This is a genomic window from Haloarcula salina (genome assembly GCF_010119195.1).
GTDB lineage: Archaea > Halobacteriota > Halobacteria > Halobacteriales > Haloarculaceae > Haloarcula > Haloarcula salina.
In genome coordinates this window covers 43,441-64,303 of record NZ_WRXL01000006.1, presented here as the reverse complement: position 1 = coordinate 64,303, position 20,863 = coordinate 43,441, and the positions used below count along the sequence as shown (strand labels likewise).

The following is a 20,863-nucleotide window of genomic DNA, read 5'->3' as shown; positions in this document are numbered from 1 at the left end:
CGAAACACCCCAGACTTAATATCCTCCGCTGAAGAAATATGAACGACGTATGACTGATAAGACCGTCGTCCTCGGTGGCTCCGGAGCTATGACTTCGGGCTGCGTCTACGACTTGCACAAGACCAGCGACTTCGACGAGATCGTGGTCGCCGACGCCGACGAGGACAACGCGCGGAGACTGATCGAAACGCTCGACGACGACCGATTCCGGTTCGAATCGGTCGACGCGACTGACGCTGACGACATCGCCGGCGTCCTCGAGGGAGCCGACTACGTGGTGAACGGCCTGCCGTACCAGTTCGAGGAGAACGTCCTCGACGCGATGGCGCAGGTCGGAGACCTCACCGGCGTCGACCTGAACGCCTTCGACTTCGACGACGTGCTCAGCCGCTCGGAGGAGTTCGCCGAAGCCGGGAACTCGCTGTGGTTCGCCAACGGTGGCCTCGTGAGCACGATCGCCCTCGGGATGGCCGGCTGTGAGACGCTCGACGACGTCGAAGACGTCAACTTCTACTGGGGAATGTGGCGTCTGCTCACCCAGACGACACCCGGCCTGACCGATACCGTGACCTACGAACACGACCCGAACGTCGACGAGCGGGCGAAGTGGGTCGACGGCGAGGTCGTCGACGACCTCCCGGCGTTCAGCGAGGAGCGGATCTTCGAGTTCCCCGACCCCATCGGCGAGGAGTCCACCTACGTCATCTCCCACCCCGAACCGATCACCTTCCCCGAGGCTCCGGTCGCACAGGAGAAGGACGTGGACACCATCATCACGCGCGGCGCGTGGCACGACGAGTGGAAGGAATACGAGCGCACCCTCCACGCATCGGGCGCGTTCGAGACGGAGGGCGTCGACGTCGACGGGACGACGGTCGACCCCGTCGAAGTGATGCAGAACCAGGTCAAGGCCGAGGGGCAAGCCCGCGAGTCCGAGTGGCAACCGCCCGAAGAACTGTCGCCCGAGACGGAGTGGACCCCGCAGACGATCCTGTCCGCCGAGGTCACGGGCTCGGTCGACGGACACGAGGACGAGACGGTGCTCCACTTCGAGCAGCCGTTCCCGTTCTTCGACGGGAAGGAGATCACGCTCATGCGCGAGTACGGGTGCTACGTCGGCGTCCCGCTCTCGGTGACGCTGCAGCTGATGGCCGACGGCGCTGTCGACGAGGACGGCATCTTCATCACCGAGACCAGTGGTCTCGACGCCGACCGCTACTTCGAGGAGATGGAGGCGCGCGGCTTCACCCTCATCGAAGAACGGACTCCGGACACCGAAGCCACCGCACCGACTCAGGACTGAACCCGACGGCGTGACCGCACCACAGCGGCGCAGTGGCGACACCGTCGATTCACACCGTCTGGACCGAAACCGCGTCCGCTGTCGAGCTCCCGACCCGGAGAGAGATACCTCGACTGCCCCCACGCATCGTGCACACTGGAGGAGTACGTATCGGGAGGATTCGGTGACGACGACGTGATCCGGTGGTCATTTGATATGCGAGTGAGCGTCGACGAGATGCGTCGCTGAGCCTCGGACACGGCGGTGCAGGAACCGATCCTCTCGGAGTGATGAGCTACCCGACGCGGAACTGGGGTCACCCGTCCCGAAGCAGCCTCGACCGTCTGTTCCCGTTCGAATCCACAAGGCGGAGGTTTATTCATAGAAACAGATATTTGGAGCGGCGTGGGCGCGTGAAGGGCAATACTGGGGAGAAATTAAGATATTTGATACCATTGTACCGTTTTTCACCTCCAATACTCCTCCAGGTGTATGGGGAGAACACTTGTCTGAGCGAGATACCTTCAGTTTGTGGTCGGTATGGGTTCTCGTCGGCTCACGCACCCTGATATCTATCATTTGAAAAATCGGTTCCCACCCGATCGCAGTGTGTTCTCTATTCGATCGTTCAGATAATTGTCCCACGAGACAGCGTGACTGAGGGCTGGTCTGGGTGGCTTCGATCACTGGTACAGCTGAGAACCGGCTGACAGTCTCGCTAACCATCCCGTGATCCGAGTTTCCTATCACCGTCACGCTCGGTGGCCGGGTGCGCCTTCAGAACTCCAGAATGCCGTTCTCCGTGACGACCGTGTCGAGCAGTCGCGTCGGCGTCGCGTCGTAGCCGGGGTTCGCGACCTCGAACCCCTCCGCCGGTTCGAGCATCACCTCCGAGGCCGAGCGATACGAGTTCGTGAACGTGAACCCGCCGCCGATGAACTTCGACGACGACCCAACGACGGTGGCCGGCACGCCCACGTCGTTGGCCGTCGCCACGATGGGGTAGGTCCCGATGCGGTTGTACACCGTGTCCTCGATGAGGCAGTTCATCCCCGTGAACACCCGGTCGCACTCGGGGAGGTAGTGTCCCGCCGCGCCGTCGACGATGAGCGTCACGTCGACGCCCTCGCGCGCTCCCAGTTGCCGGGCGGTCCGCCGCCCCAGGAAGTGCGGCCGCGACTCGGTCGCGTACACGTCGAACGCCTTGCCGTCGTCGAGCGCCTGCGTGAGCGTCGCCATCACCGTCGAGGAGTTCTCGTGGACGAGGAGCGTGTCGCCGTCGTCGATCAGCGTCGCGGCCCGCTCCGCGGCCCGTTCCTTGCTCGATTCGACCTCCGTCACCACCTCGTCGATCGCGGCGAGCAACTCCGTCTTAGCGGCCTCGACGGACTCGGGGTCGGCGTCTTTCAGGTCGGAGACGATGCGCTGTTGGGTCGTGTACAGCGGCGCGTGCGACCGGTTCGCCCGCTGGAGCGCGCTGCTGTTTCGCTCGACGAGACGGACGAAGTCCTCGACCGTGTGGCACTCGCGGTCGGTCAGTTCCTGTAGTGCCCTCGCGGCCTTCACGGCGACGATAGAGGAGCTCTGCGTCTCCATCTCCTCGATCTGGCGCACCGTCTCGTCTATCATACCACTACGTGGGGAAGCCACCCTTATAATTATTTCAAGCCGACAACCGTTCGCTCCGGCCGCGAATCGCAGAACGGCTCCCCTGTGTGCGGCTCGCCCGACCGGACAGGTCGGACCGGGACGTCTGCCGACGGCTGGCGATCCCAGCGACGTTGCACAGGCAAGCAACAGTCGTGGGGCCGTCGCGGCCCGACCCACGCACATGACGAACGAGATTCCGACCGAAACGGACGGACAGACCGTCGAAGTTGGCGAAACGGTTCACGACGAGGAGGGCACCGTCGTCGGTGTCGTCCAGAGCGTCTCGTCCGGGACGTTCACCGTGGATACCGTCGACGAGGCGACCGTCGACGGCTCGTTCGACAGCGACGAGAACGTCCCCGGCGACGAGTTCGGCGAGGGGTATCTCATGTGGCGCTGTACCGAGTGCGGCGAGATGGGGGACCTCGACGGCGGGCGTCCCGACAACTGTCCGAACTGCGGCGCGCCGCGGGACGCGATCGCGAAGGCCCGCGAAGACTGACACCGGCTGCCCACGGCTTCGGGAACGCGTTGAGATTCTCCCTACGACGAGACGTATGGCTGTGTCCAGGAGTCCTCGTTAAGAGATATAATTCGGAGATATGGTGTTATTATAGGGAATAATATACCTATACTGCGTAGTATTATCTCATATCGGATGGGATGGGGACTTACCTCGATTATCCAGAGAGGTATCGTAGAATAAGACGCGATAGTTCACTATTCGAGGGCTGGATACCTGTGTCGCGGGTAGCGCTGAGCCGTCGCTGTTCGTTCGACTGTCGAGCGACAATTCGAGGCACAGCACGAGAGCGACTGTGGCTTCGATTCGCGGCATCGTCAACGCCGACAGCGCCACCAGCCAATTCTCCGACGAGACGCGAAGAGAGGGACCGAGATAGCTCTGTTTCGGTCGTCGATTCCGCTGTGATGAATGGGTACATTCGCCTCTGGAGGCGTCTCGTGCTAAATCACTGGGGGTGATGGCATTGGTGTACCCAGTGACTGTGACTGTGACTGACAGACTGTGAGCGAGAACCGTGCGCGAGACTCCACAGATCAGGACGCGTCTATGTCCGTCCCGCTGGACGTCATAGCGTTCCGTGATCCGGTAGCGGTATCGATTCTCTTTCAGCAGCCAATACTCCATTTACGTTCATGGTATATAAATTCACCTGACCCACTCACTCGGCGGTTGCGTCGACAACGCACCGGAAGCCGATATTGCCGGTCGAGCTATCGGGCGTGTTCTTCGACCGCGCAGCGACACGGTATCGATTACACCACGAGCGGTGACAGAGATACGACCCGCCTCGCATCACCCGCTGGTCACCGTCGCTCGGACCAGTCGGATTCTCGTCGTCGTACGCATCGGTCGTGTGGTACTCGGGGCTGAACCAGTCCGCACACCACTCCCAGACGTTCCCCGTTGGATTGAACAGCCCGAAGTCGTTCGGCTCGTATTCGTTGACCGGAGCGGTCCGAACGTAGCCGTCGGTACCCGTGTTGTTCTCCGGGAACTCTCCCTGCCAGATGTTACAGCGGTGCTCGCCGTCCGGCGTCAGTTCGTCGCCCCATGGGTAGCGCTTTCCCTCGAGACCCCCGCGGGCGGCGTATTCCCACTCGGCCTCGGTTGGGAGGCGCTTCCCGGCCCAGTCGGCGTACGCGGTCGCGTCGCGCCAGGAGACGTGCGTCACGGGGTGCTTGAGCAGTTCCTTGCTGTCGAGGACTGACGAGCTCGGGCCGTACGGTCGCAGCCAACTCGCTCCCTGTACTGCAACCCACCACGGGGTTTCGGCGACGCTCTGCTGAACGGCCTCGCGGTCCGCGTCGGCGACGAAGTCCTCGAAGACGAAAGACCAGCCATAGCGCTCGGCGTCGGTTCTGTATCCCGTCTCGCGGACGAACTCGAGGAACTCCGCGTTGGTCACCGCGTACTTGTCGATGAAAAACGGGTCGAGACCGACCTGCCGAATCGGCCCTTCCCCGTCTTCCGGAAAGCCGATATCGTCGTCCGTTCCCATGCGGAACGTCCCTCCGTCGAGACGGACCATCCGCTCCGTTCGGTCGTCGGCAGACGTCGCAGGCGTCGTCTCGACTCGATTCGCGGTCCCGTCGTCTGCCGGCGGGATGTCGCCCTCGCGACCGGACGCACAGCAACTGTGGTGGTCGTCCGACACGCGCTCTCACTCCGTCGCCTGGTCCCGTTCGAGCGCCGACTCCAGGTCCCCCGAAGCCACCTTTTCGACACCGTCTATCGGTCGGAGCGTCCCCCACTCAGGAACTGGCGTTGCACACTCCGGACAGACGCGAACGACGCGGTCTCTCTCCACCTGGACGTCCCACTCCGAAAGAGCCGATTCCAGCCCACTCCACCCACAGTCGCAATGGTACTTGGTTTCTGTCGCACCGACGGAGACGAAAGGTTCGCTCGTCATGGTAGAGATACTTGTGAGCGACTCACAAATATGTTCGCCATGCCGGGACCGACTCGCGCGGACGATTCGAACTGGCGAACGCCGGTCTTCGGTGCCGTACGCGCTACCGGAACTCGGCTGACCAGTCGGCCGTCTGGTGTCCGCTCCGAATCCGCCACTCCCGGAGTTCCGCGAGTAGCTCTCGTTTCACTTCCGCAGCGTCGGGGTCGTCCCAGAGGTTCTCCCGCTCGTTCGGGTCTGTCGAGAGATCGAACAGTTGTCCGTGGGGCTCGTCCAGGAAGTGCACGAGCTTCCAGTCCTCGGTTCGGACCATCGTCATGAACTCGACGTCCGTCAGGATACTCGTCCCCGCGTGTTCCGCGTAGGCGTACTCGCGCCCGCTCCAGTCGCCTCCTTCGAGTGCAGGCAACAGGGATTCGGCCTCCATGGAACTCGGGACGTCGATATCAGCGAGTTCCAGAATCGTCGGCCCGAGATCGAACAGCTGGCAGAGGTCGTCGATTTGACGGCCCCCTTCGAACTGGTCGGGCCACCACACGATTGTGGGGACCCGTGTCGCTTCTTCGTACATGGTCCATTTCTGGATGTGTCCGTGGTCGCCCAGCATCTCCCCGTGATCCGAGGTGAATATCACGACGGTGTCATCGCCGTAGCCGTTCGCCTCCAGCGCGTCGATGATCTCGCCGACCTGTTCGTCGATCATGGCGACGTTTGCGTAGTAGTAGGCCCGCAGCCGGTGGAGCTGTTCCTCCGTCGGATCGAGGGTGTAGCTCACCGAATCGTGGTCGACTGCTGCGTGATGTCGTCGCAACGCCTGCAGACCGGGGGGCTGTGAGTCGATATCTGCCTCCGAGATATCGGGTATCGGTAGCTCTCTGTCGAGATACTCCTCGGCGTACTCCGGGAGCGGGTCGAACGGCGGGTGGGGACCGGGGAACCCGATCTCCATGAACAGCGGGGCCTCGAGTTTCGGCATTCGCTCCAGCCAGTCGACAGCGAGGTCGCCCACGAAGACGTCCGGGTGGGTATCGGCCGGCAGTTCCCATTCGAAGGCCCCCATTCGCTCCTCGTAGTCGTCGCGCTGGCGGTAGAACTCCCGTTGTTGTTTCAGTAGCCCGCGGGCACGCAGGGCCTTGTCCCACTCGTCGAGGTAGTAGCGGTCGCTCGGCAGCGTCGGTTCGTCGTCGGGCATCGCCGCGAGGTAGCGGTCTTTGTTTTCGACGACGTACCGCTCGTCGAAGCCCATTGGCGTTTCGTAGGGCGACGTGTGCATCTTCCCGACGTTGACCGTGTAGTACCCCGAATCGGAGAGGTCCTCTATCCACGAGTGCCGCCACGGGTCGCCGTTCTTGTATATCCCCGTCGTGTGTGGATAGTATCCGGTGAAGAGACTCGCACGTGAGGGCGCACAGGACGGGGCCGTGACGTGGCAGTTCGTGAACGTCGTCCCCTCTTCGACCAGCCGGTCCATGTTCGGGGTGTCCATGTGCGAATGGCCCAATGCCGCGATAGTGTCCATCCGCTGTTGGTCCGTGTTGATCAGGAGGACGTTCGGTCGGGAAGGGCTCATCGTGTCTATCGAAGAGGGCCCGCCCGGCAATAAAAAGGTATCGCCCCCGACAACAGCAGTGTGTCCCTGGCGTCGGTCGCAGTTGCAGCACCCGCCTCACCGGCGTCAGTATTCGATTGCCCGCGGCCGCGTGGGTACAGCGATTCGATGCCTGCCGCGCCGAGGTGTCGACCGCCGCCATTCACGCCCCCGTCGCATGAGACGGTCGCCGAGACGCTCGACGACCCGCACTCTCCGGCAGCGTGTCGAATCCCGGGGGCGCGAACTCGTCTCGGCCGTCTCCGTGGCTCGCGCCGGGACGACCGATGCCGATAGCCGCGTCGGCGTTGGCCGCCGCGGGCCCGGCGTCTGCAACTGCCGACGGCGGAGTCCGTTCGGGCCCTCGGGCGGCCTGTCTCGAACGTCCACTCCGTCCGCCGCCACGCCACCACTCCCAACAGGTCTCTGTCAGCCGAGGCCCCCGAAACCCCACTGAACGGGATGCCGAAAGCTTTCACGGTCGCGTTCGTATCGATGGACGATGGCTCAGACTCGCTCGAACGTCCTGCTGATCGTCACCGACCAGCAACAGGCGGCCGCAATCGGAGCTGTAGACGACTCGTTCGAGACGCCGAACATCGATAGATTAGTCGCCTCGGGAACGCAGTTCACCGGGTGTCACTCGACGTGCCCGCAGTGTTCCCCGTCCCGGTCGTCCCTCTTTACTGGGCGCTATCCTCACCAAAACGGCATGCGAACCCTCCCGGAATGGGGTCCGGGGCCGCTCGACACGCGGAATCCGAGCGTCGCCCGGGCCTTCCGTGATGCCGGCTATCGGACCACGTACATCGGGAAGTGGCACCTGGGAGAGACCGACCTCGGCGAGTACGGCTGGGAGACTGCGGAGAACGTTCACGAGACGTCGAACCCACCGGCCGGATTTCCGACAGACGAGCGAACGTGTGAACGGGCCGTTTCCGCCCTCTCATCTCACGACGACGACGCTCCGTTCTTCGTGACCGTCTCGTTCAATCTCCCCCATCCCCCGTTCGTGACAGACACGGAGTTCGCCGAGCGCTTCGACAGGGACACGACGCCGTTACCAGAGAGCTTCACCGACGACCTCGCCGGTAAGCCATCCTTCCAGCGCGAGCGAGCGAACGACGAGGAGTGCGCCCTCGACGAAGACGCCGTCCGAGAGATCGGCTATCAGTACCGGACGATGGTCGCCCGTATCGACGACCACGTCGGGCGGATACTCGATGCCCTGGAGAGGAGCGGCCTCGGTGAGGAGACGGTCGTCGCCTTCACCAGCGACCACGGTGACATGCAGGGGGCTCACCGCCTCAACAAGAAGGGCGTAATCGCCTACGACGAGATACTCCGCGTGCCGCTGGTCCTCAGGATACCAGACCGGACGTCGAAGCGAGACCGGATTCCTGACCTGGTTTCGAACCGGACGATTCCGGCGACGCTACTGGATGCTGCCGGCGTCGACGCGCCACCAGCGTTCGACGCTGAGAGCGTCTTGGACGCGTTCGGTCGTCGGTCGCCGCCAGACGACGAGCGCGTCTTCTTCGAACATCGGTACGCATACTGGGGGGAACACCCGTATCGCGGCGTCCGGACCGCGCGGTGGAAGTTCGTCGAGTACTGGTGGGACCGCCCGAACGAACTGTACGACGTGACGCACGACCCCCACGAGATGACGAATCTGGCGGCGGACCCGGATCACGCCGAGACCGTCACGCGACTCCAGCGAGAAGTCAAGCGGTGGTGGGACGAGACCGGTGGTGACGAAGAGCAGTGGCTCCGACCGGTCGCAGGGCCGTAACTTCCGGCGCGGGCGGATACGCCCGGCGTCTGCAACTTGCGACTGACAGCCGCGTCCTATTCGCGGGCGGCGCCCCCGTCAGATGCCGTCCCAGTCGTCTTTGAACACGTTGTATCCGGACGGGCCCTCGCTGGCGACGGTCTGGAGCGGGTCGTCGTCGCCTCCGTGGGTTTCGACCCACTCTTCCAGGTGTCCGCGGAGTTCGGCCACGACGTCCTCGTGGTCGTCGAGGACGTTGTCTTGCTCCCACGGGTCGTTCTCCATATCGAACAACTGCTCGGCCGGCACGACGCCGTCCCACATCCCGGCGTGGTAGGTCCTGATGTACTTCCAGCGGTCGGTTCTGACGGCGCGCTGGGCGGTGTAGAGACCGTGGTCGACGACGATGTAATCGCGCCAGTCGTCCGCGGACCCGTTCACGAGCCCTCGGAGCGAGCGGCCCTGCCACCGGCTCGGTCTGTCGAGCCCCTCGTACTCGGCAATCGTCGGTGCGATGTCCACGTTGGTTACGAGTTCTGGTCGAGACTTTCGGGCTCTCGATTCGTCGGACGGCGGCTTGACGATCAGCGGGACGTGCTGGGTCCCGTCGTGCGTACTCCAGTGTTCGCGATAGAGACCGTGTTCTCCGAATTCTTCGCCGTGGTCCCCGGTGAGTACAATCGTCGCGTCGTCGTACAGTCCGAGCGATTTGAGCCGGTCGATCAGCCGCCCGACCTGCTCGTCCGCGTGGCGAATCTCGGCGTCGTAGCGTGAGAGCATCTCGTTGAGATCGGACCGATCTTCGATATCCATGTGAGACGCCGACCGCCACGCGTCCCACTCCTGATGGCGTTCGACGTCCGCCTGTGTCGGGTAGGGATGGATGTCCGCCGACCGGAACGGCTCGATCTCTTCCTCGGTGCGGTTGTACGGAGTGTGCGGGTCCCACATCTGGACGTACAGATACAGGTCCTCGTCGCTGAGACGGTCGAGCGTGTCGAGTGCGCGCTCGATGATGTACTCCGCTTCAATCGCCTGGAAGTCGTCGGTGTCCGGTGATTTGGGCTGGTGGTACTCGTCCCAGATGTGGTAGAACCACGGTGCCGGATGCTGTGGGAACGAGCCGATACCGACGGCCGTCCTGTCGCGCTCGTAGAAGAGCTCAGGCAACGTGTACCACTCCGTGAGGTCGGCCGCTTCGCTCGGCCCACCGGCCCAGTCGACCATCGTCGCCGGGTGATTGAGCTGTTGTGACGCCCTGCCGTGTGTTTCGACTCCGGTGTCGATTCCGTAGCGACCTGTGATCGTCCCGGCCCGAGACGGGATACACGGTGAGTTCGCGCAGTAGGCGCGCTCGAACACGACACCGTCGGACGCCATCGCGTCTATGTTCGGAGTCGTCGGGGCGTCGTATCCGTAGGCACCGACGTGGTCCGGTCGGAGCGAATCGATGTCTATGAAGATCGTCGTCACACAGTGTGGATGGCCTCCAGACGCCTTTAATGTTTTGTTTACTACAATATAATTATTTGAACTATCTCTTAAGATGTTACTAAGAAACTCGGACGAGGGTGGTTCGGACCGTGTCTGTCGGTCGACGGCTGCCGTCTCCGACGGCCCGGGACGGCGGGCCGCCCTACGCCCGCCCTCCCTGAATGCCGCTGGCGAACTTGTCCCCGGCGAGAATGAAGACGATGACGGTCGGGAGCGCCGTCAGGAGCGCGCCTGCCATCCGGAGCCCGTAATTCGTGCCCTCTAACGATTGGCCAAGCCCCCCAAGGGCGAGGGTGGCCGGGGCCGCTGAGTGACCCGCGCCGGACATGATGATGAGCGGGAACAGGAAACTGTTCCAGACCTGGGTGAAGTGGAAGATGAACACGACAGCGAACATCGGGACGGACATGGGTAGGATGATGCGACGGTAGATACTGTACATATTCGCGCCGTCGATTTTCGCGGCCTCGATGAGCTCCTGGTTAATCGTCTGGTAGTAGCCGCGGAAGAGGACCGTGACCACCGGTAATCCGTACGCGATGTCGGTAATGATTAGCGCGAGGAGGTCCCCGTGGTAGGGCTCCAGGAGCGGGAGCGTCCAGACCGGGCCCAAGAGCTGGTCTAGCGGCACGTACACCGACCAGAACCGGGCAATCGGAACGATTGCGGCCTGCGTCGGGAAGAACGTTGCTGCGACCATCATCAGGAGGACGGCGACCTGACCGCGCCATTTGATCTTCGTGAGGCTGTATGCGGTTAGACTGCCCAGTATCGCCGTGAGAGTCGTCGCCGGAATGACGCGGAGGAAACTGTTCAGGAGTCCGTTCTGGAGTACGCTGAACGCTTGCGCCCACTGCGCGATAGTGAACCCCTCCTGCCAGGGGAAGACAGGGATAAAGGGCAGCGTCTGCGTCACGGCGGCTCGCGTCTTGAACGACGTTATCACCGCCACGAACAGTGGGAAGAGGAAGACGATGGCGAGGGTATACACCGCGGTGTATAGCAGCAGCTTCCGCAGCGTCCACCGCTCGAAGTTCGGCACGACTGTCCGGCTTAGCTGACTCGGGAGTGACGTTGAGCTCATATTTCGTTCACCTTGTATTGGTAGTAAATGTACGGCGAGATGATTCCAAGCGCCATCAGAAAGAGTATGACCGCGATGGATGCCCCGTAGGCCCACTCGAGCTTCTGAAAGGCTTCGCGGACCATCATCGTCGCGAGGATGTCTGCCCCTTTCTGTGGCCGATACTGCCCGAACATCGCGAAGAGGAAGTCGAAGGTCTTGAGCGCGAACACCATCAGTATCACTCCCGCGGAAGCCGCTGAGGCTTTCAGTTGCGGAATGATGACCTTCCAGTAGATTCGGTAATCTTTCACTCCGGCCACGCGGGCGGCTTCGAACTGGTCGTCGGGTATCGTCCGAAGCCCGGCCAGGTACACGACCATCGTGTAGCCGACGAACTGCCACGCTAACGCGGTGATAATCGCGCCCAGAATAATCTGCGAGTTACCGATGATCTGGTACTGACCCAGGCCTAGCGCCCTGGTGAACGTATTGACCACGCCGTAATTGTAGTTGTACATCCACAGCCAGACCTGTCCTGTGACGATGAACGCCAGACTGAACGGCAGTAAATAGATCGTTCGGAGGTGTCCCCTGCGGCGAATATCCTGATCTAACAGGATTGCCAGGCCCAGTCCGAGCACCAGACAGACGATGGTAAACACGACCAGGAGAACAATCGTGTTTTGGCCCGCAAAGAGGAACTGAGGGTCAGAGAACGCTCGACCGTACATATCGAAATCGAGCTGACTGAACGAGGGGGTTCCGAAACCCTGCAAGTCCGTCAGAGAGATTACGAAGTTCCAGAGGACTGCGCCGTAAATAAACAACCCGACCAGAAAGGCCGGCAGGAGCCAGAAGGGCATCGATTTGATGGCGTCTGCCCCGATCAGCCGGCGTAACTGGCTCTGACTGGAATCGAGTGCCTCGCCCGTATTTTCTGTTTCAGTTGACATTTTTTCGAAAGACTTCCTGAATGGACTTTTTCGGTACGTCGTATATTAATCGTACTATTCTGGAGGTCCGCCCTCTCAGATGGTGTCGATAATCCCTTGCGCCGTCGCTTCGACCTCGTAGGGGCCCATGAAGTTACTCGAGAAGACCTCTCTGAGGTTCACGAGCGTCGTCGGGGCCACCGCCAGTCCGTGCGCCAGTGTCGGCGGTCGGTATTCGATGTTCCGGAAGTCCTCCATGGTCTCAGTGAGGAACGGGCCGAACTCTTCCATCGAGACGTCGGTACGGAGCGGAATCGAGCCCTTGTGCTTGTTGAAGTTCACCTGAGCCTCCTTGGACCCGACGTACCGATGCCACCGGATCGCCTTCTCCGGTGCAGGGTTGTTGTTCGGATAGACGAAGGCGTCCATGTGGAGGGTGTACATGTTGGACGTTCCCGGGAAGGCAATCCATCCCCAGTCTTCACCGTACGTGAGATCGTTTGCGTTGTATCCCCCGGCCATCCAGTTCCCCTGGTGGTAGAAGCCGGCTTCGCCGTTCATTATCTTCTGGTTGGCCGATGGCGGGCTGACGGTCGAAGCGTCCTCGTTGAAGAACTCCGCGTACCGACTGGTCATCTCAACGCTCTCGGTAACGGACTGGAGGTCTCCCTCACCGTTTATCAGGTCCATGTAGGACTGGTAGCCGTGCATGCCGAGGTGAATCGCGGCCCACAGTTGCAGTTGCGTATTCGCGTTGACCATCGACTGCGCCATTCCCACGGCATCCGTGTTCGCCTCCACCTCTTCCATCAGCGGGATGAGGTCGCCGGGGGATTCCACGTCTTCGGGCGTCACACCGGCGCTCTCGATGACATCGAGATTGAAGAAGAGGTTGTTGAGTCGGTGGGACCCTATCGGCACGGTGACGTATCGACCGTCGAACCGGCTGAGCTCTTTGGCTTCATCGACGAACGCGCCCTCCATGTCGTCGTGCTGCCAAACTGACTCAGTAATATCTCCCAGGAGCTGACGGCTGCTCTGCATAAACTGCGTGAGATGTGCGCCGGGCCAGGCGTTGAACGCTGCCGGCGGGTCCTGATTCGCCAACCGCTGGTTGACCATCTGGTTCAACTGCACGTTGGCTGTTGCGCCCACGCCCCGGATATCGGTCTCGATATCGGGATACTCCTCGTGGAAGCCCTCGATGACCGCATTTATGGCATTCTGACCGCCACCGCCAGTCCACGGGTGGAGGACTTCGAGCGCGGTGCTATTGTACGTCGGTGAACTCTGGTCAGTGGAACCGCTACCGCCGCCATCGCTCCCGTCGCTACTTCCGTCACCGCTACTCCCGTCGCTCCCTCCGTCGCTGCCACTCCCTCCATCGCCGCTACAACCAGCCAGCGCCCCAGTACCGAATACACTGGCAGCGGCGATTGCTTTCAGGTACGAACGACGCTCTCTATCGGGTCCTTCTGCTGAATTGCTCATGCGAATGCTCCATACGTGGATTATCTATTATGGCATATAATCGTTGTGGTTAGGACGGCCGTGCTAACGTCTCGCCGCGGTTTCGGACGGACGGGGTGGGATAATTGACCAAAAAATTTATCATAGAAAAGGAGAGATGGCCTGACATGGCTAGAGTCAGTCTCGACCACGTAACAAAGACGTTTCAAGACGACGGAGAGATCGTCGCCGTTGACGATTTGAGCTTAGATATCAGGGACGGCGAGTTCCTCGTACTGGTCGGGCCGTCCGGCTGTGGAAAGTCGACCACACTCCGGATGATTGCGGGACTCGAAATTCCGACACGTGGTGAGATACAGCTCGGTGAGCGGACGATAACGAACGCGTCGCCACAGCAGCGGGATATCGCGATGGTGTTCCAGTCCTACGCGCTGTACCCGCACATGAGTGTGCGCGGGAACATGTCGTTTGGACTCAGGGAGGCAGGTGAGCTCCCGGAAGACGAAATACAGTCGCGAGTCGAGAGCACGGCCACTATGTTGGGGATGGCCGACTTGCTGGACCGGAGGCCCCAGGAGCTGTCAGGAGGGCAGCAGCAACGTGTCGCCCTCGGGCGAGCTATCGTTCGTGACCCACAGGTGTTCCTGCTCGACGAGCCCCTGGCTAATCTCGACGCAAAACTTCGGGCGGAAATGCGGACGGAGCTCCAGAAGCTCCAGGACGATCTCGAGACCACGACGATTTACGTCACACACGATCAGACTGAGGCGATGACGATGTCTGACCGCATCGCCATCTTGAACGACGGCCAACTCCAGCAAGTCGGGACCCCGTTAGAGTGCTACCACGAGCCAAACAACCTCTTCGTGGCTGGGTTTCTCGGCGAACCGTCAATGAATTTCTACGAGGGTAACGTCCGTGATGGGTCGCTGGTCACGGACGCCTTCGAGTATCCACTGTCGGACGCGTTGGCCAGCGCAGTCGACGGCCACCGAGAGGTCGTGCTGGGCATCCGACCGGAAGACATCAAAATCGGTGAGGCCGAGGAGACGGACTACGACTACTCCGCCGTCGTAGACGTCGTCGAACCGATGGGCGACGAAAATACGGTTCACCTCCAGTTCGAGGGGCAGTCGAGCGACCAAAGTGTGATGACTGCGACAATCGATGGCATGCGCTCGCTCACACTGGGGGAAACGACGAAAACGCAACTCCCCCCCGAAGCGGTCCATCTGTTCGATGCAGCGACGGGCGAGGCACTGCACAACAGAGAACTGCGGGATGCCGAGACGGTCGAGCAGATCGGGTCCAGAGCTGACTAACTGAACACGTCGACTCCAGCAGCCCGGCGCTCTCTGTACGGGACCGGTTCAGTCCGAACGGAACTGACTGCCATCGGACCAGTTGACGCAGTTTACGCACCGGTCGGGGGTGTCGTCTGAGTGCGATTGGGCGTGCACTGAGTGTCACTGGCGACCATAGCTCACGCGTTCGGTGGGCGCCGCCGAACGGTTTTTCGATGTCTGTATTCCACGTAACGGGCTGACTGGTCCACCAGTCTGGATACCACGTCTGTCGTGCGTTCCGAGTCCCACGCTCCAATCCAGGTACCGTCCCGCACTTTCTTCTATATTATCGAAGCAATAGTCACGAAGAAGACAGAGACGACTCGGCCGACGCTTATTAGTTCCTCACCCTGATAGCGGAAATTAAACAGCCGGTGTACGGACGGTGGTTCGGTGGCCTTCTCGAGTAACTCCCGCGGCAGCCTCAGTCTGTCAAACGATACAATTCTATGTGATAGAAATCAGTCTATCTGCGATTGCCAACTACTACCACAGAAGTGTAACGAACGTACTCTTGTTATTTACTCGCTCTCCTCGTCTGAAGTTGCTAATATTTAATCATCTTGTTTACATTCGATACTGTCGTATGAGAAATTCTGAAAATAATCAAAGCGCGATTATCTTCTATATCGTAGAAACTCCAGCGAGTTCTGGCCCGTTGCCGGTTTCAATCGATGTCGCGATTCCCACCAGAGAAACTCGAACCCGTCGCGTCGGCAGCGGTCGTGATGCCGTCACCGTCGTCGGCTTCGTCCAGATTTTACGCCGGAGCCTGTGACGGGTTCGAGTCAGAACAGCGGCTCCTCGTCAGCCGTGTCGGCGACGGACGATAGACATAATATCGTCCCGCTCCACGTTCACGTATGGAACACCCAGGGAAAATTCAAAGCGTGGAAAACGCCTTTCAGATTATCGAATTTATTCGCGACCAGGGAAGTGCGAACCTCACAACCATCGCCGATGAAATCGGTCTTTCTGAAAGTACTACTCACTACCACCTGTCTACGCTAAAATCTCATAATGTCGTCGACAAACGTGGCAATCAATACCACCTTGGATATCAATTACTCGAATACGGTGGCATCGTAAAGTCCCGAACGCAGCTATACACGTATGCTAAGCCCCATATGGATCGAATCGCCATCGAGACCGATTTGGCTGTATATCTCGGTATCGAAGACCAGCGAGAGATCGTGCACATCGCTTCGATTTCGATGGAAGGGACGTCGATAATCGGAGACCACGATGGAAAGCGAACCGAGTTCCACTCGGCAGCGCTGGGGAAGGCCATCCTCGCGTTCCTTCCGGAAGAAGAGGTGCAGGAGATACTGGTCGACCTCGATTTCCCCGAGTTCACAGACAAAACAATCACAAACCCGGACGATTTGAGAGAGTACCTCGATACCGTTGTCGACCAGGGCTACGCGATAAACGACGAAGAGGACTTCCGCGGTTGGAAAGGAATCGCCGTCCCGATACTCTCGAGAGACGGTGTGGAGGGCGCAATTAGCGTGGCCGGCCCGAAATCGAAAATCAACAACCAACAAGAAAGCATCGTCCAACTTCTGAAGGAGTCGAGAGACGAAATAGAGTTGAATTACAACGTCGAGCAGTAAACCGGGAGATGCCGTTTCTGGGCCGTCGTTCACCGCACTTCACGAACGGGCGACGGCGCGCTCCTGACGGCGTCCTAGCTGCCAAGATCGCGGTTCCGCTCGGTCCTGTTCTCAGCAGCTCTCGCATCGAGTTCCGCGTCTGCACGGGCTTGTAGCGCGCCGATATCCGGGGCCGACCGTTCTCTCACCCACGTCACCGAGTCGATGGTGTCTCCCGCACCGACCGCTCTCGCTTCGGGTTCCGGCACGAGAAAACCAGGGTCCGCTGGGTCGGTGCTCTGGAAGGTGATCCCGTCTTCTGCCGTCGTGAAAATATTGTACTTCTCGGGATAGCTGGTCCACACCCGGCTTTCGACGGCGTTCCCGACCGCGAGGTTGTTTATCAAGACCGCGCCCTCGTTCTGGAAGTCGAAGCCCATGTCGTTGTTCCACGCCGTGTTGTGGTACAGGATGAGCGGTCCTTCGGCACCGTTGTAGTCGAATCCAGTTCCTTGCGCGTACTCACCTTCCTCCTTTCGGACGTTCCCCCACGCCAGGTTCCCGACGATGACGTGCCCGCTTGCGGTGTGCGGGCCGAACTTGAACCCGTTTCCGTTCCCCGAGTCCGCCAGCGTCGTCTCGTTCACCTTGCCGTTCTCCCAGGCTCTGCTGTAGATGATGTCGTTGTCGTTCGACCGGTAGCCGTCGAAACCGTCGTCGGAGTTGAGATACATGTCCGTGCAGTACAGCAGGTTCTCGTTGGCGGTCTTGCCTTCTGGGTCGGGGCCCTGCTTGATTCCGACGCCGTCGGCGTGCTCACCGGCGTTCATCGCGTCGTAGTTGTGGTGGAACCTGGAGTGTCTAATCTCGTTGTGAGAGCTCTCGATCAGCGCGAGGCCGGTCAGCACGTTGTTGTGAGACTCCACGTTCTCGAACACCAGGTGGTTCTCGCCGCCGCGTGCCCGGATGCCGAATCCCGGACTCTCTTTCACCTCGATATTTCGGATCGTCCAGTAGTCTCCCTCGGCCTCAACCGCCGCACCGAAGTCGAACTCCGGATCCTCGGTATCCGGCGCTGAGAGCGCTGAGAAGTCGAGTACCGGCCGCTCCCCCGGCTTGCCTGCGATGACGATTCGATCGCTCGCCGAGCCGTCGCCGTCTATCGTGATCGTGGACTCCATCTCGTAGGTGCCGCCCTCGAGATAGATCAGATCGCCCGGGCCCGAGTCGTTGATCGCTTGCTGAATCCCAGCGGCACCGTCCTCGGGAGACACCGTGAAGTCCGGCTCCCGGGGTTCGGGGACCTCGTATCGACAGGCCTGCTGGTTCCCCGCGATATGGACTGGCTCAGCTGGTACCGTACTTCCGGTCGACGACCCGTTTTCGACTGCGTCGTCGGGAACACTGGAGTTTCCACCGGTCTCACCGGAGTCGGTACCGTCCAGTGCCTCGCCTCCCGATGAACCGACCCAGCCGGCGCCGACACTAATCAGTAGCGAGAGAACCACCAGCGCCAGGATAATGCCCGAAATAGCGCGTACGGAGAGTTCGCCCCTGTGGCTTCCACGGAGACCCACATCCATAGTTCACGTACTTACGACTGCATTAAATAATACGGAGACGTTTTTCAGAGTTAGAGACGCACTACGACCCTGTATTACCATGGAATAGGTGGCCTTCGATCGACGGTCGACCGCATCGACGTCGGTAGCCAATCCGTGCCCGACGGGCGCCCATCAGTCACGGGACTAGAATATCCGTACGCCACGGACGGTAGTTCTGGGATCTGATGGTAATGGACCGGTTGGCTCGAAACTTGCACGATTCGGATGCGAGACCAGTCCGGTGTCAGCGACAGCGGAAGGCTTCCGGACGAGTCCGGGTAGGCCGATCATTCACCCTTAATTACGTGTGTGGTAACGGATTTGTAACTATATATAACACAGTGCTGCAATCCGTCGTGGCGGGTAACAACGATATCCTCTGGGTGACGCTGGAAAGTGTCAGAGCCGATCATACGCCGATGTACGGGTACGACCGAAATACGACCCCGTTCATCGACTCCATCGCTGATTCCCCGGACTCGACCGTGCTGGAAAACGGCATCAGCCAGTCCATGTGGACACCCGCGTCGACCGCGTCGATCCTCACGGGGACGTATCTGTCGACGCACAACGTCGGTCAGGACGGGAAGGTCAAGCGAAAACTGCACTCCGAGCTAGACACGCTCCCCGGCGTCCTCGCCGATGCGGGATACGAGACCGCGCTGTTCTCGCCGTCGACGTATATCAGCGACGCGACGGGGCTCACGTCCGGGTTCACCCACAGCGAACTCATCAAGCTACGGAAAGAGAACTTCTCGAAATTCGACGAGACCGGGCGGCTCAGCTGGAAGCTAGCGCTCAAGCGGTTCCGAGAGAACCCGACGCTGGATCTGCGCACGCTGAAGCGCGACATCGAGAACAGCACCAACGGATTGCTAGCGACCCGGGTGAAACGGTGGATGCGGAACGAGTCCGACCCCGATTCGCCGGCCTTTTCGTACGTCCACGTTCCGTCTCCGCACCATCCCTACGTACCGATATCGACCGTTGCAAAGGAGTACTACGACGGTCCAGACCTCCCCGCGGCGTACGACACGATCGAGCGGATCTACGAGGGAACGGAGGCGATCATGGACCGGATGGCAAACGGGAACGAGTTGACGCCTCAGCAGACCGAGCTGGCCAAGACGCTCTACGACGCCGAGATCCGGTACGCAGATCAGACGGTCAGACAGATCGTCGAGGCCGCTCGGGCCCGCTCGGATCGCGACCTGATCATCGTCGTCACGGCGGATCACGGGGATATGTTCGGCGAATACGGCCTTCTCGGACACAACCTGGTGCTCCGGGACGAACTGATCAACGTTCCACTGATCGTCTCCGGCATCGACGGCATCGTCTCGACCAGCACCGACGTCTCACAGCACATCGACATGACCTACACCCTGGCGAACCTCACTGGGACGCTCACCGAGCAGTTCGAAGGTCGGGACCTCCGGGAGGGGAACCGAGAGTGGGGGATCAGCCAGCGAGGCATCGCGCACCTCGACGAGTACCGGAAGTACAATCCGGAGTTCGACACGTCGGAGTTCTTCGAAGAGCCCTACACGTGCGTGCGGACGGCGACCCACAAGTACCTCGGAAACCGGAATCGGCAGGTGTTGTACGAACTCCCCGACGAGACGGCGGACGTGAGCGAGGCCGATCCCGAACTCACTCGGGAACTGTCGGCAGTCGTCGACCAGGAGATCCAGTGGATTTCCCACTCGGAGGGAGAGGAGGCGGAGTACGACGACCGGATGCGTGCGCAACTCCGGGACCTTGGCTATCTGACCTGACAGCGATAGCGGCGACAAGAGGGACCTGGTCCATCATCGGTGACCAGATCGCCACTGCGTCTTTTCACGATCTCTCACGGACGGATAGCGAGGTGCTCGGCAAGATCCGACTGATGCGAGCGAGCCGTTGTCTGAAATACTCTTCGACCAGCATAATAATTCAAAACTAAATTCTATAAATTTAAATACGAACGAGGGGTTACGCCCGTGTATGACTACACGGGCCGAGACGGACGCTGCGCCGGTGGTTCCTGAACCGCTCCCGCCGGACGACGCCGACGCCTGGTACGCCCCGGATGTCCGCGAACAGGACGAGGTGTATCCCGGCGTCGTCGTGACTGTGCGTCGGAGCGAGGCCGGCTTCCGATACCAGGTCCGCGAGCCTGCCCTCTCGGCGGCGGACGCCGCCGCGCTGTCGACCGTGGAGACGTACTTCGACGGCGCACATATCGAACGGCCCCGGACGCGCGAGGGGGCGGTCGAGCGGATGGAGGGCGGCTTCGACGCGAAACACAGACGTGTCATCGACCGCCTCGTGGACGTATCGCCGGCCAGTCGGCGTCGGATCGAGTACCACGCGCTGTCGTCGCTCGCGTGCTTCGACGACCTGACTCCGTACGCACTCGATCCGCGAATCGACGTCGCCGACGTGACTTCGGACGGCGTCGTCGTTCACACGGACGACTACGCACCGGCGTCGACCGCCCTCGATCCAGAGCCAGACTATCTCGATCGCTTCACGAGCGAGCGGGTCGAACGGCATACCGTCCGGTTCCACGAGTTCGAGATCCCGGTTAATATGGAAATGAAGACCCGTTCACAACGAATCGACTTCCACTCGTGATG

17 protein-coding genes are annotated in these 20,863 nt (G+C 60.8%); 8 read left to right on the top strand and 9 right to left on the bottom strand.

The genetic code is table 11. The features are described from left to right. Positions 1-49: 49 nt before the first annotated feature. Positions 50-1,303 carry a saccharopine dehydrogenase family protein gene (locus GM656_RS15430; protein WP_162414583.1) on the top strand — a complete coding sequence of 418 codons (1,254 nt, stop codon included), beginning with the start codon at positions 50-52 and terminating at the stop codon, positions 1,301-1,303. Positions 1,304-2,059: 756 nt separating this feature from the next. Here GM656_RS15430 and GM656_RS15425 read toward each other — a convergent pair. Further along, positions 2,060-2,911: a translation initiation factor eIF-2B gene (locus tag GM656_RS15425; RefSeq protein ID WP_162414582.1), complete on the bottom strand. Its 852-nt coding sequence runs from the start codon at positions 2,909-2,911 to the stop codon at positions 2,060-2,062. A gap of 202 nt (positions 2,912-3,113) precedes the next feature. Here GM656_RS15425 and GM656_RS15420 point away from each other — a divergent pair, with 202 nt between their 5' ends. Further along, entirely contained in the window at positions 3,114-3,434 is a 321-nt protein-coding gene (locus GM656_RS15420) for a DUF7130 family rubredoxin-like protein (RefSeq protein WP_162414581.1), read from the top strand. A gap of 682 nt (positions 3,435-4,116) precedes the next feature. Here the strand turns inward: GM656_RS15420 and GM656_RS15415 are convergent. The 3 genes from GM656_RS15415 to GM656_RS15405 all read right to left on the bottom strand — a co-directional run bounded on the left by GM656_RS15415 (position 4,117) and on the right by GM656_RS15405 (position 6,940). Further along, positions 4,117-5,112, bottom strand: coding sequence for a formylglycine-generating enzyme family protein (locus GM656_RS15415; protein ID WP_162414580.1), 996 nt, complete (start codon positions 5,110-5,112; stop codon positions 4,117-4,119). A 6-nt stretch (positions 5,113-5,118) separates the two neighbouring features. After that, positions 5,119-5,370 (bottom strand): hypothetical protein, encoded by a 252-nt coding sequence (locus GM656_RS15410; protein ID WP_162414579.1) that lies wholly within the window; start codon positions 5,368-5,370, stop codon positions 5,119-5,121. 103 nt (positions 5,371-5,473) lie between these two features. Then, positions 5,474-6,940, bottom strand: coding sequence for a sulfatase family protein (locus GM656_RS15405; protein ID WP_162414578.1), 1,467 nt, complete (start codon positions 6,938-6,940; stop codon positions 5,474-5,476). A 520-nt stretch (positions 6,941-7,460) separates the two neighbouring features. Here GM656_RS15405 and GM656_RS15400 point away from each other — a divergent pair. After that, positions 7,461-8,753 carry a sulfatase family protein gene (locus GM656_RS15400; protein WP_162414577.1) on the top strand — a complete coding sequence of 431 codons (1,293 nt, stop codon included), beginning with the start codon at positions 7,461-7,463 and terminating at the stop codon, positions 8,751-8,753. A gap of 78 nt (positions 8,754-8,831) precedes the next feature. Here GM656_RS15400 and GM656_RS15395 read toward each other — a convergent pair whose 3' ends face one another. From GM656_RS15395 to GM656_RS15380, 4 genes are all read right to left on the bottom strand, one after another. Next, positions 8,832-10,205: a sulfatase family protein gene (locus tag GM656_RS15395; protein WP_162414576.1), complete on the bottom strand. Its 1,374-nt coding sequence runs from the start codon at positions 10,203-10,205 to the stop codon at positions 8,832-8,834. A gap of 163 nt (positions 10,206-10,368) precedes the next feature. Beyond that, on the bottom strand, positions 10,369-11,310 hold the full coding sequence (locus GM656_RS15390) for a carbohydrate ABC transporter permease (RefSeq protein WP_162414575.1): 942 nt from the start codon (positions 11,308-11,310) through the stop codon (positions 10,369-10,371). Then, positions 11,307-12,245 (bottom strand): carbohydrate ABC transporter permease, encoded by a 939-nt coding sequence (locus GM656_RS15385; protein ID WP_162414574.1) that lies wholly within the window; start codon positions 12,243-12,245, stop codon positions 11,307-11,309. The genes GM656_RS15390 and GM656_RS15385 overlap by 4 nt, the downstream gene beginning before the upstream one ends. Before the next feature lie 75 nt (positions 12,246-12,320). Next, positions 12,321-13,715 carry an ABC transporter substrate-binding protein gene (locus GM656_RS15380; RefSeq protein WP_162414573.1) on the bottom strand — a complete coding sequence of 465 codons (1,395 nt, stop codon included), beginning with the start codon at positions 13,713-13,715 and terminating at the stop codon, positions 12,321-12,323. A 146-nt stretch (positions 13,716-13,861) separates the two neighbouring features. Here GM656_RS15380 and GM656_RS15375 point away from each other — a divergent pair, with 146 nt between their 5' ends. From GM656_RS15375 to GM656_RS15365, 3 genes are all read left to right on the top strand, one after another. After that, positions 13,862-15,016 (top strand): ABC transporter ATP-binding protein, encoded by a 1,155-nt coding sequence (locus tag GM656_RS15375; protein ID WP_162414572.1) that lies wholly within the window; start codon positions 13,862-13,864, stop codon positions 15,014-15,016. Positions 15,017-15,626: 610 nt separating this feature from the next. After that, positions 15,627-15,818: a hypothetical protein gene (locus GM656_RS15370; RefSeq protein WP_162414571.1), complete on the top strand. Its 192-nt coding sequence runs from the start codon at positions 15,627-15,629 to the stop codon at positions 15,816-15,818. 85 nt (positions 15,819-15,903) lie between these two features. Next, complete coding sequence (locus GM656_RS15365) at positions 15,904-16,656, top strand: IclR family transcriptional regulator (RefSeq protein ID WP_162414570.1); 753 nt, start codon at positions 15,904-15,906, stop codon at positions 16,654-16,656. 74 nt (positions 16,657-16,730) lie between these two features. Here GM656_RS15365 and GM656_RS15360 read toward each other — a convergent pair whose 3' ends face one another. Then, a complete protein-coding gene (locus tag GM656_RS15360; protein ID WP_162414569.1) occupies positions 16,731-18,218 on the bottom strand; it encodes a right-handed parallel beta-helix repeat-containing protein in 1,488 nt (495 codons plus the stop codon). Between the two features lie 206 nt (positions 18,219-18,424). Here GM656_RS15360 and GM656_RS15355 point away from each other — a divergent pair, with 206 nt between their 5' ends. Then, entirely contained in the window at positions 18,425-20,017 is a 1,593-nt protein-coding gene (locus GM656_RS15355; RefSeq protein WP_338401357.1) for a sulfatase, read from the top strand. A 211-nt stretch (positions 20,018-20,228) separates the two neighbouring features. Beyond that, positions 20,229-20,861 (top strand): hypothetical protein, encoded by a 633-nt coding sequence (locus GM656_RS15350; RefSeq protein ID WP_241692799.1) that lies wholly within the window; start codon positions 20,229-20,231, stop codon positions 20,859-20,861. Positions 20,862-20,863: the final 2 nt, after the last annotated feature.

What these genes read in the sequence shown, in the direction of transcription:
- GM656_RS15370 (WP_162414571.1), top strand. Translation starts at nt 15,627, where the DNA reads ATGAGAAATTCTGAAAATAATCAAAGCGCGATTATCTTCTATATCGTA.
- GM656_RS15430 (WP_162414583.1), top strand. Translation starts at nt 50, where the DNA reads ATGACTGATAAGACCGTCGTCCTCGGTGGCTCCGGAGCTATGACTTCG.
- GM656_RS15425 (WP_162414582.1), bottom strand. Translation starts at nt 2,911, where the DNA reads ATGATAGACGAGACGGTGCGCCAGATCGAGGAGATGGAGACGCAGAGC.
- GM656_RS15355 (WP_338401357.1), top strand. Translation starts at nt 18,425, where the DNA reads ATGGTAATGGACCGGTTGGCTCGAAACTTGCACGATTCGGATGCGAGA.
- GM656_RS15375 (WP_162414572.1), top strand. Translation starts at nt 13,862, where the DNA reads ATGGCTAGAGTCAGTCTCGACCACGTAACAAAGACGTTTCAAGACGAC.
- GM656_RS15420 (WP_162414581.1), top strand. Translation starts at nt 3,114, where the DNA reads ATGACGAACGAGATTCCGACCGAAACGGACGGACAGACCGTCGAAGTT.
- GM656_RS15365 (WP_162414570.1), top strand. Translation starts at nt 15,904, where the DNA reads ATGGAACACCCAGGGAAAATTCAAAGCGTGGAAAACGCCTTTCAGATT.
- GM656_RS15390 (WP_162414575.1), bottom strand. Translation starts at nt 11,310, where the DNA reads ATGAGCTCAACGTCACTCCCGAGTCAGCTAAGCCGGACAGTCGTGCCG.
- GM656_RS15350 (WP_241692799.1), top strand. Translation starts at nt 20,229, where the DNA reads ATGACTACACGGGCCGAGACGGACGCTGCGCCGGTGGTTCCTGAACCG.
- GM656_RS15405 (WP_162414578.1), bottom strand. Translation starts at nt 6,940, where the DNA reads ATGAGCCCTTCCCGACCGAACGTCCTCCTGATCAACACGGACCAACAG.
- GM656_RS15410 (WP_162414579.1), bottom strand. Translation starts at nt 5,370, where the DNA reads ATGACGAGCGAACCTTTCGTCTCCGTCGGTGCGACAGAAACCAAGTAC.
- GM656_RS15380 (WP_162414573.1), bottom strand. Translation starts at nt 13,715, where the DNA reads ATGAGCAATTCAGCAGAAGGACCCGATAGAGAGCGTCGTTCGTACCTG.
- GM656_RS15360 (WP_162414569.1), bottom strand. Translation starts at nt 18,218, where the DNA reads ATGGATGTGGGTCTCCGTGGAAGCCACAGGGGCGAACTCTCCGTACGC.
- GM656_RS15400 (WP_162414577.1), top strand. Translation starts at nt 7,461, where the DNA reads ATGGCTCAGACTCGCTCGAACGTCCTGCTGATCGTCACCGACCAGCAA.
- GM656_RS15385 (WP_162414574.1), bottom strand. Translation starts at nt 12,245, where the DNA reads ATGTCAACTGAAACAGAAAATACGGGCGAGGCACTCGATTCCAGTCAG.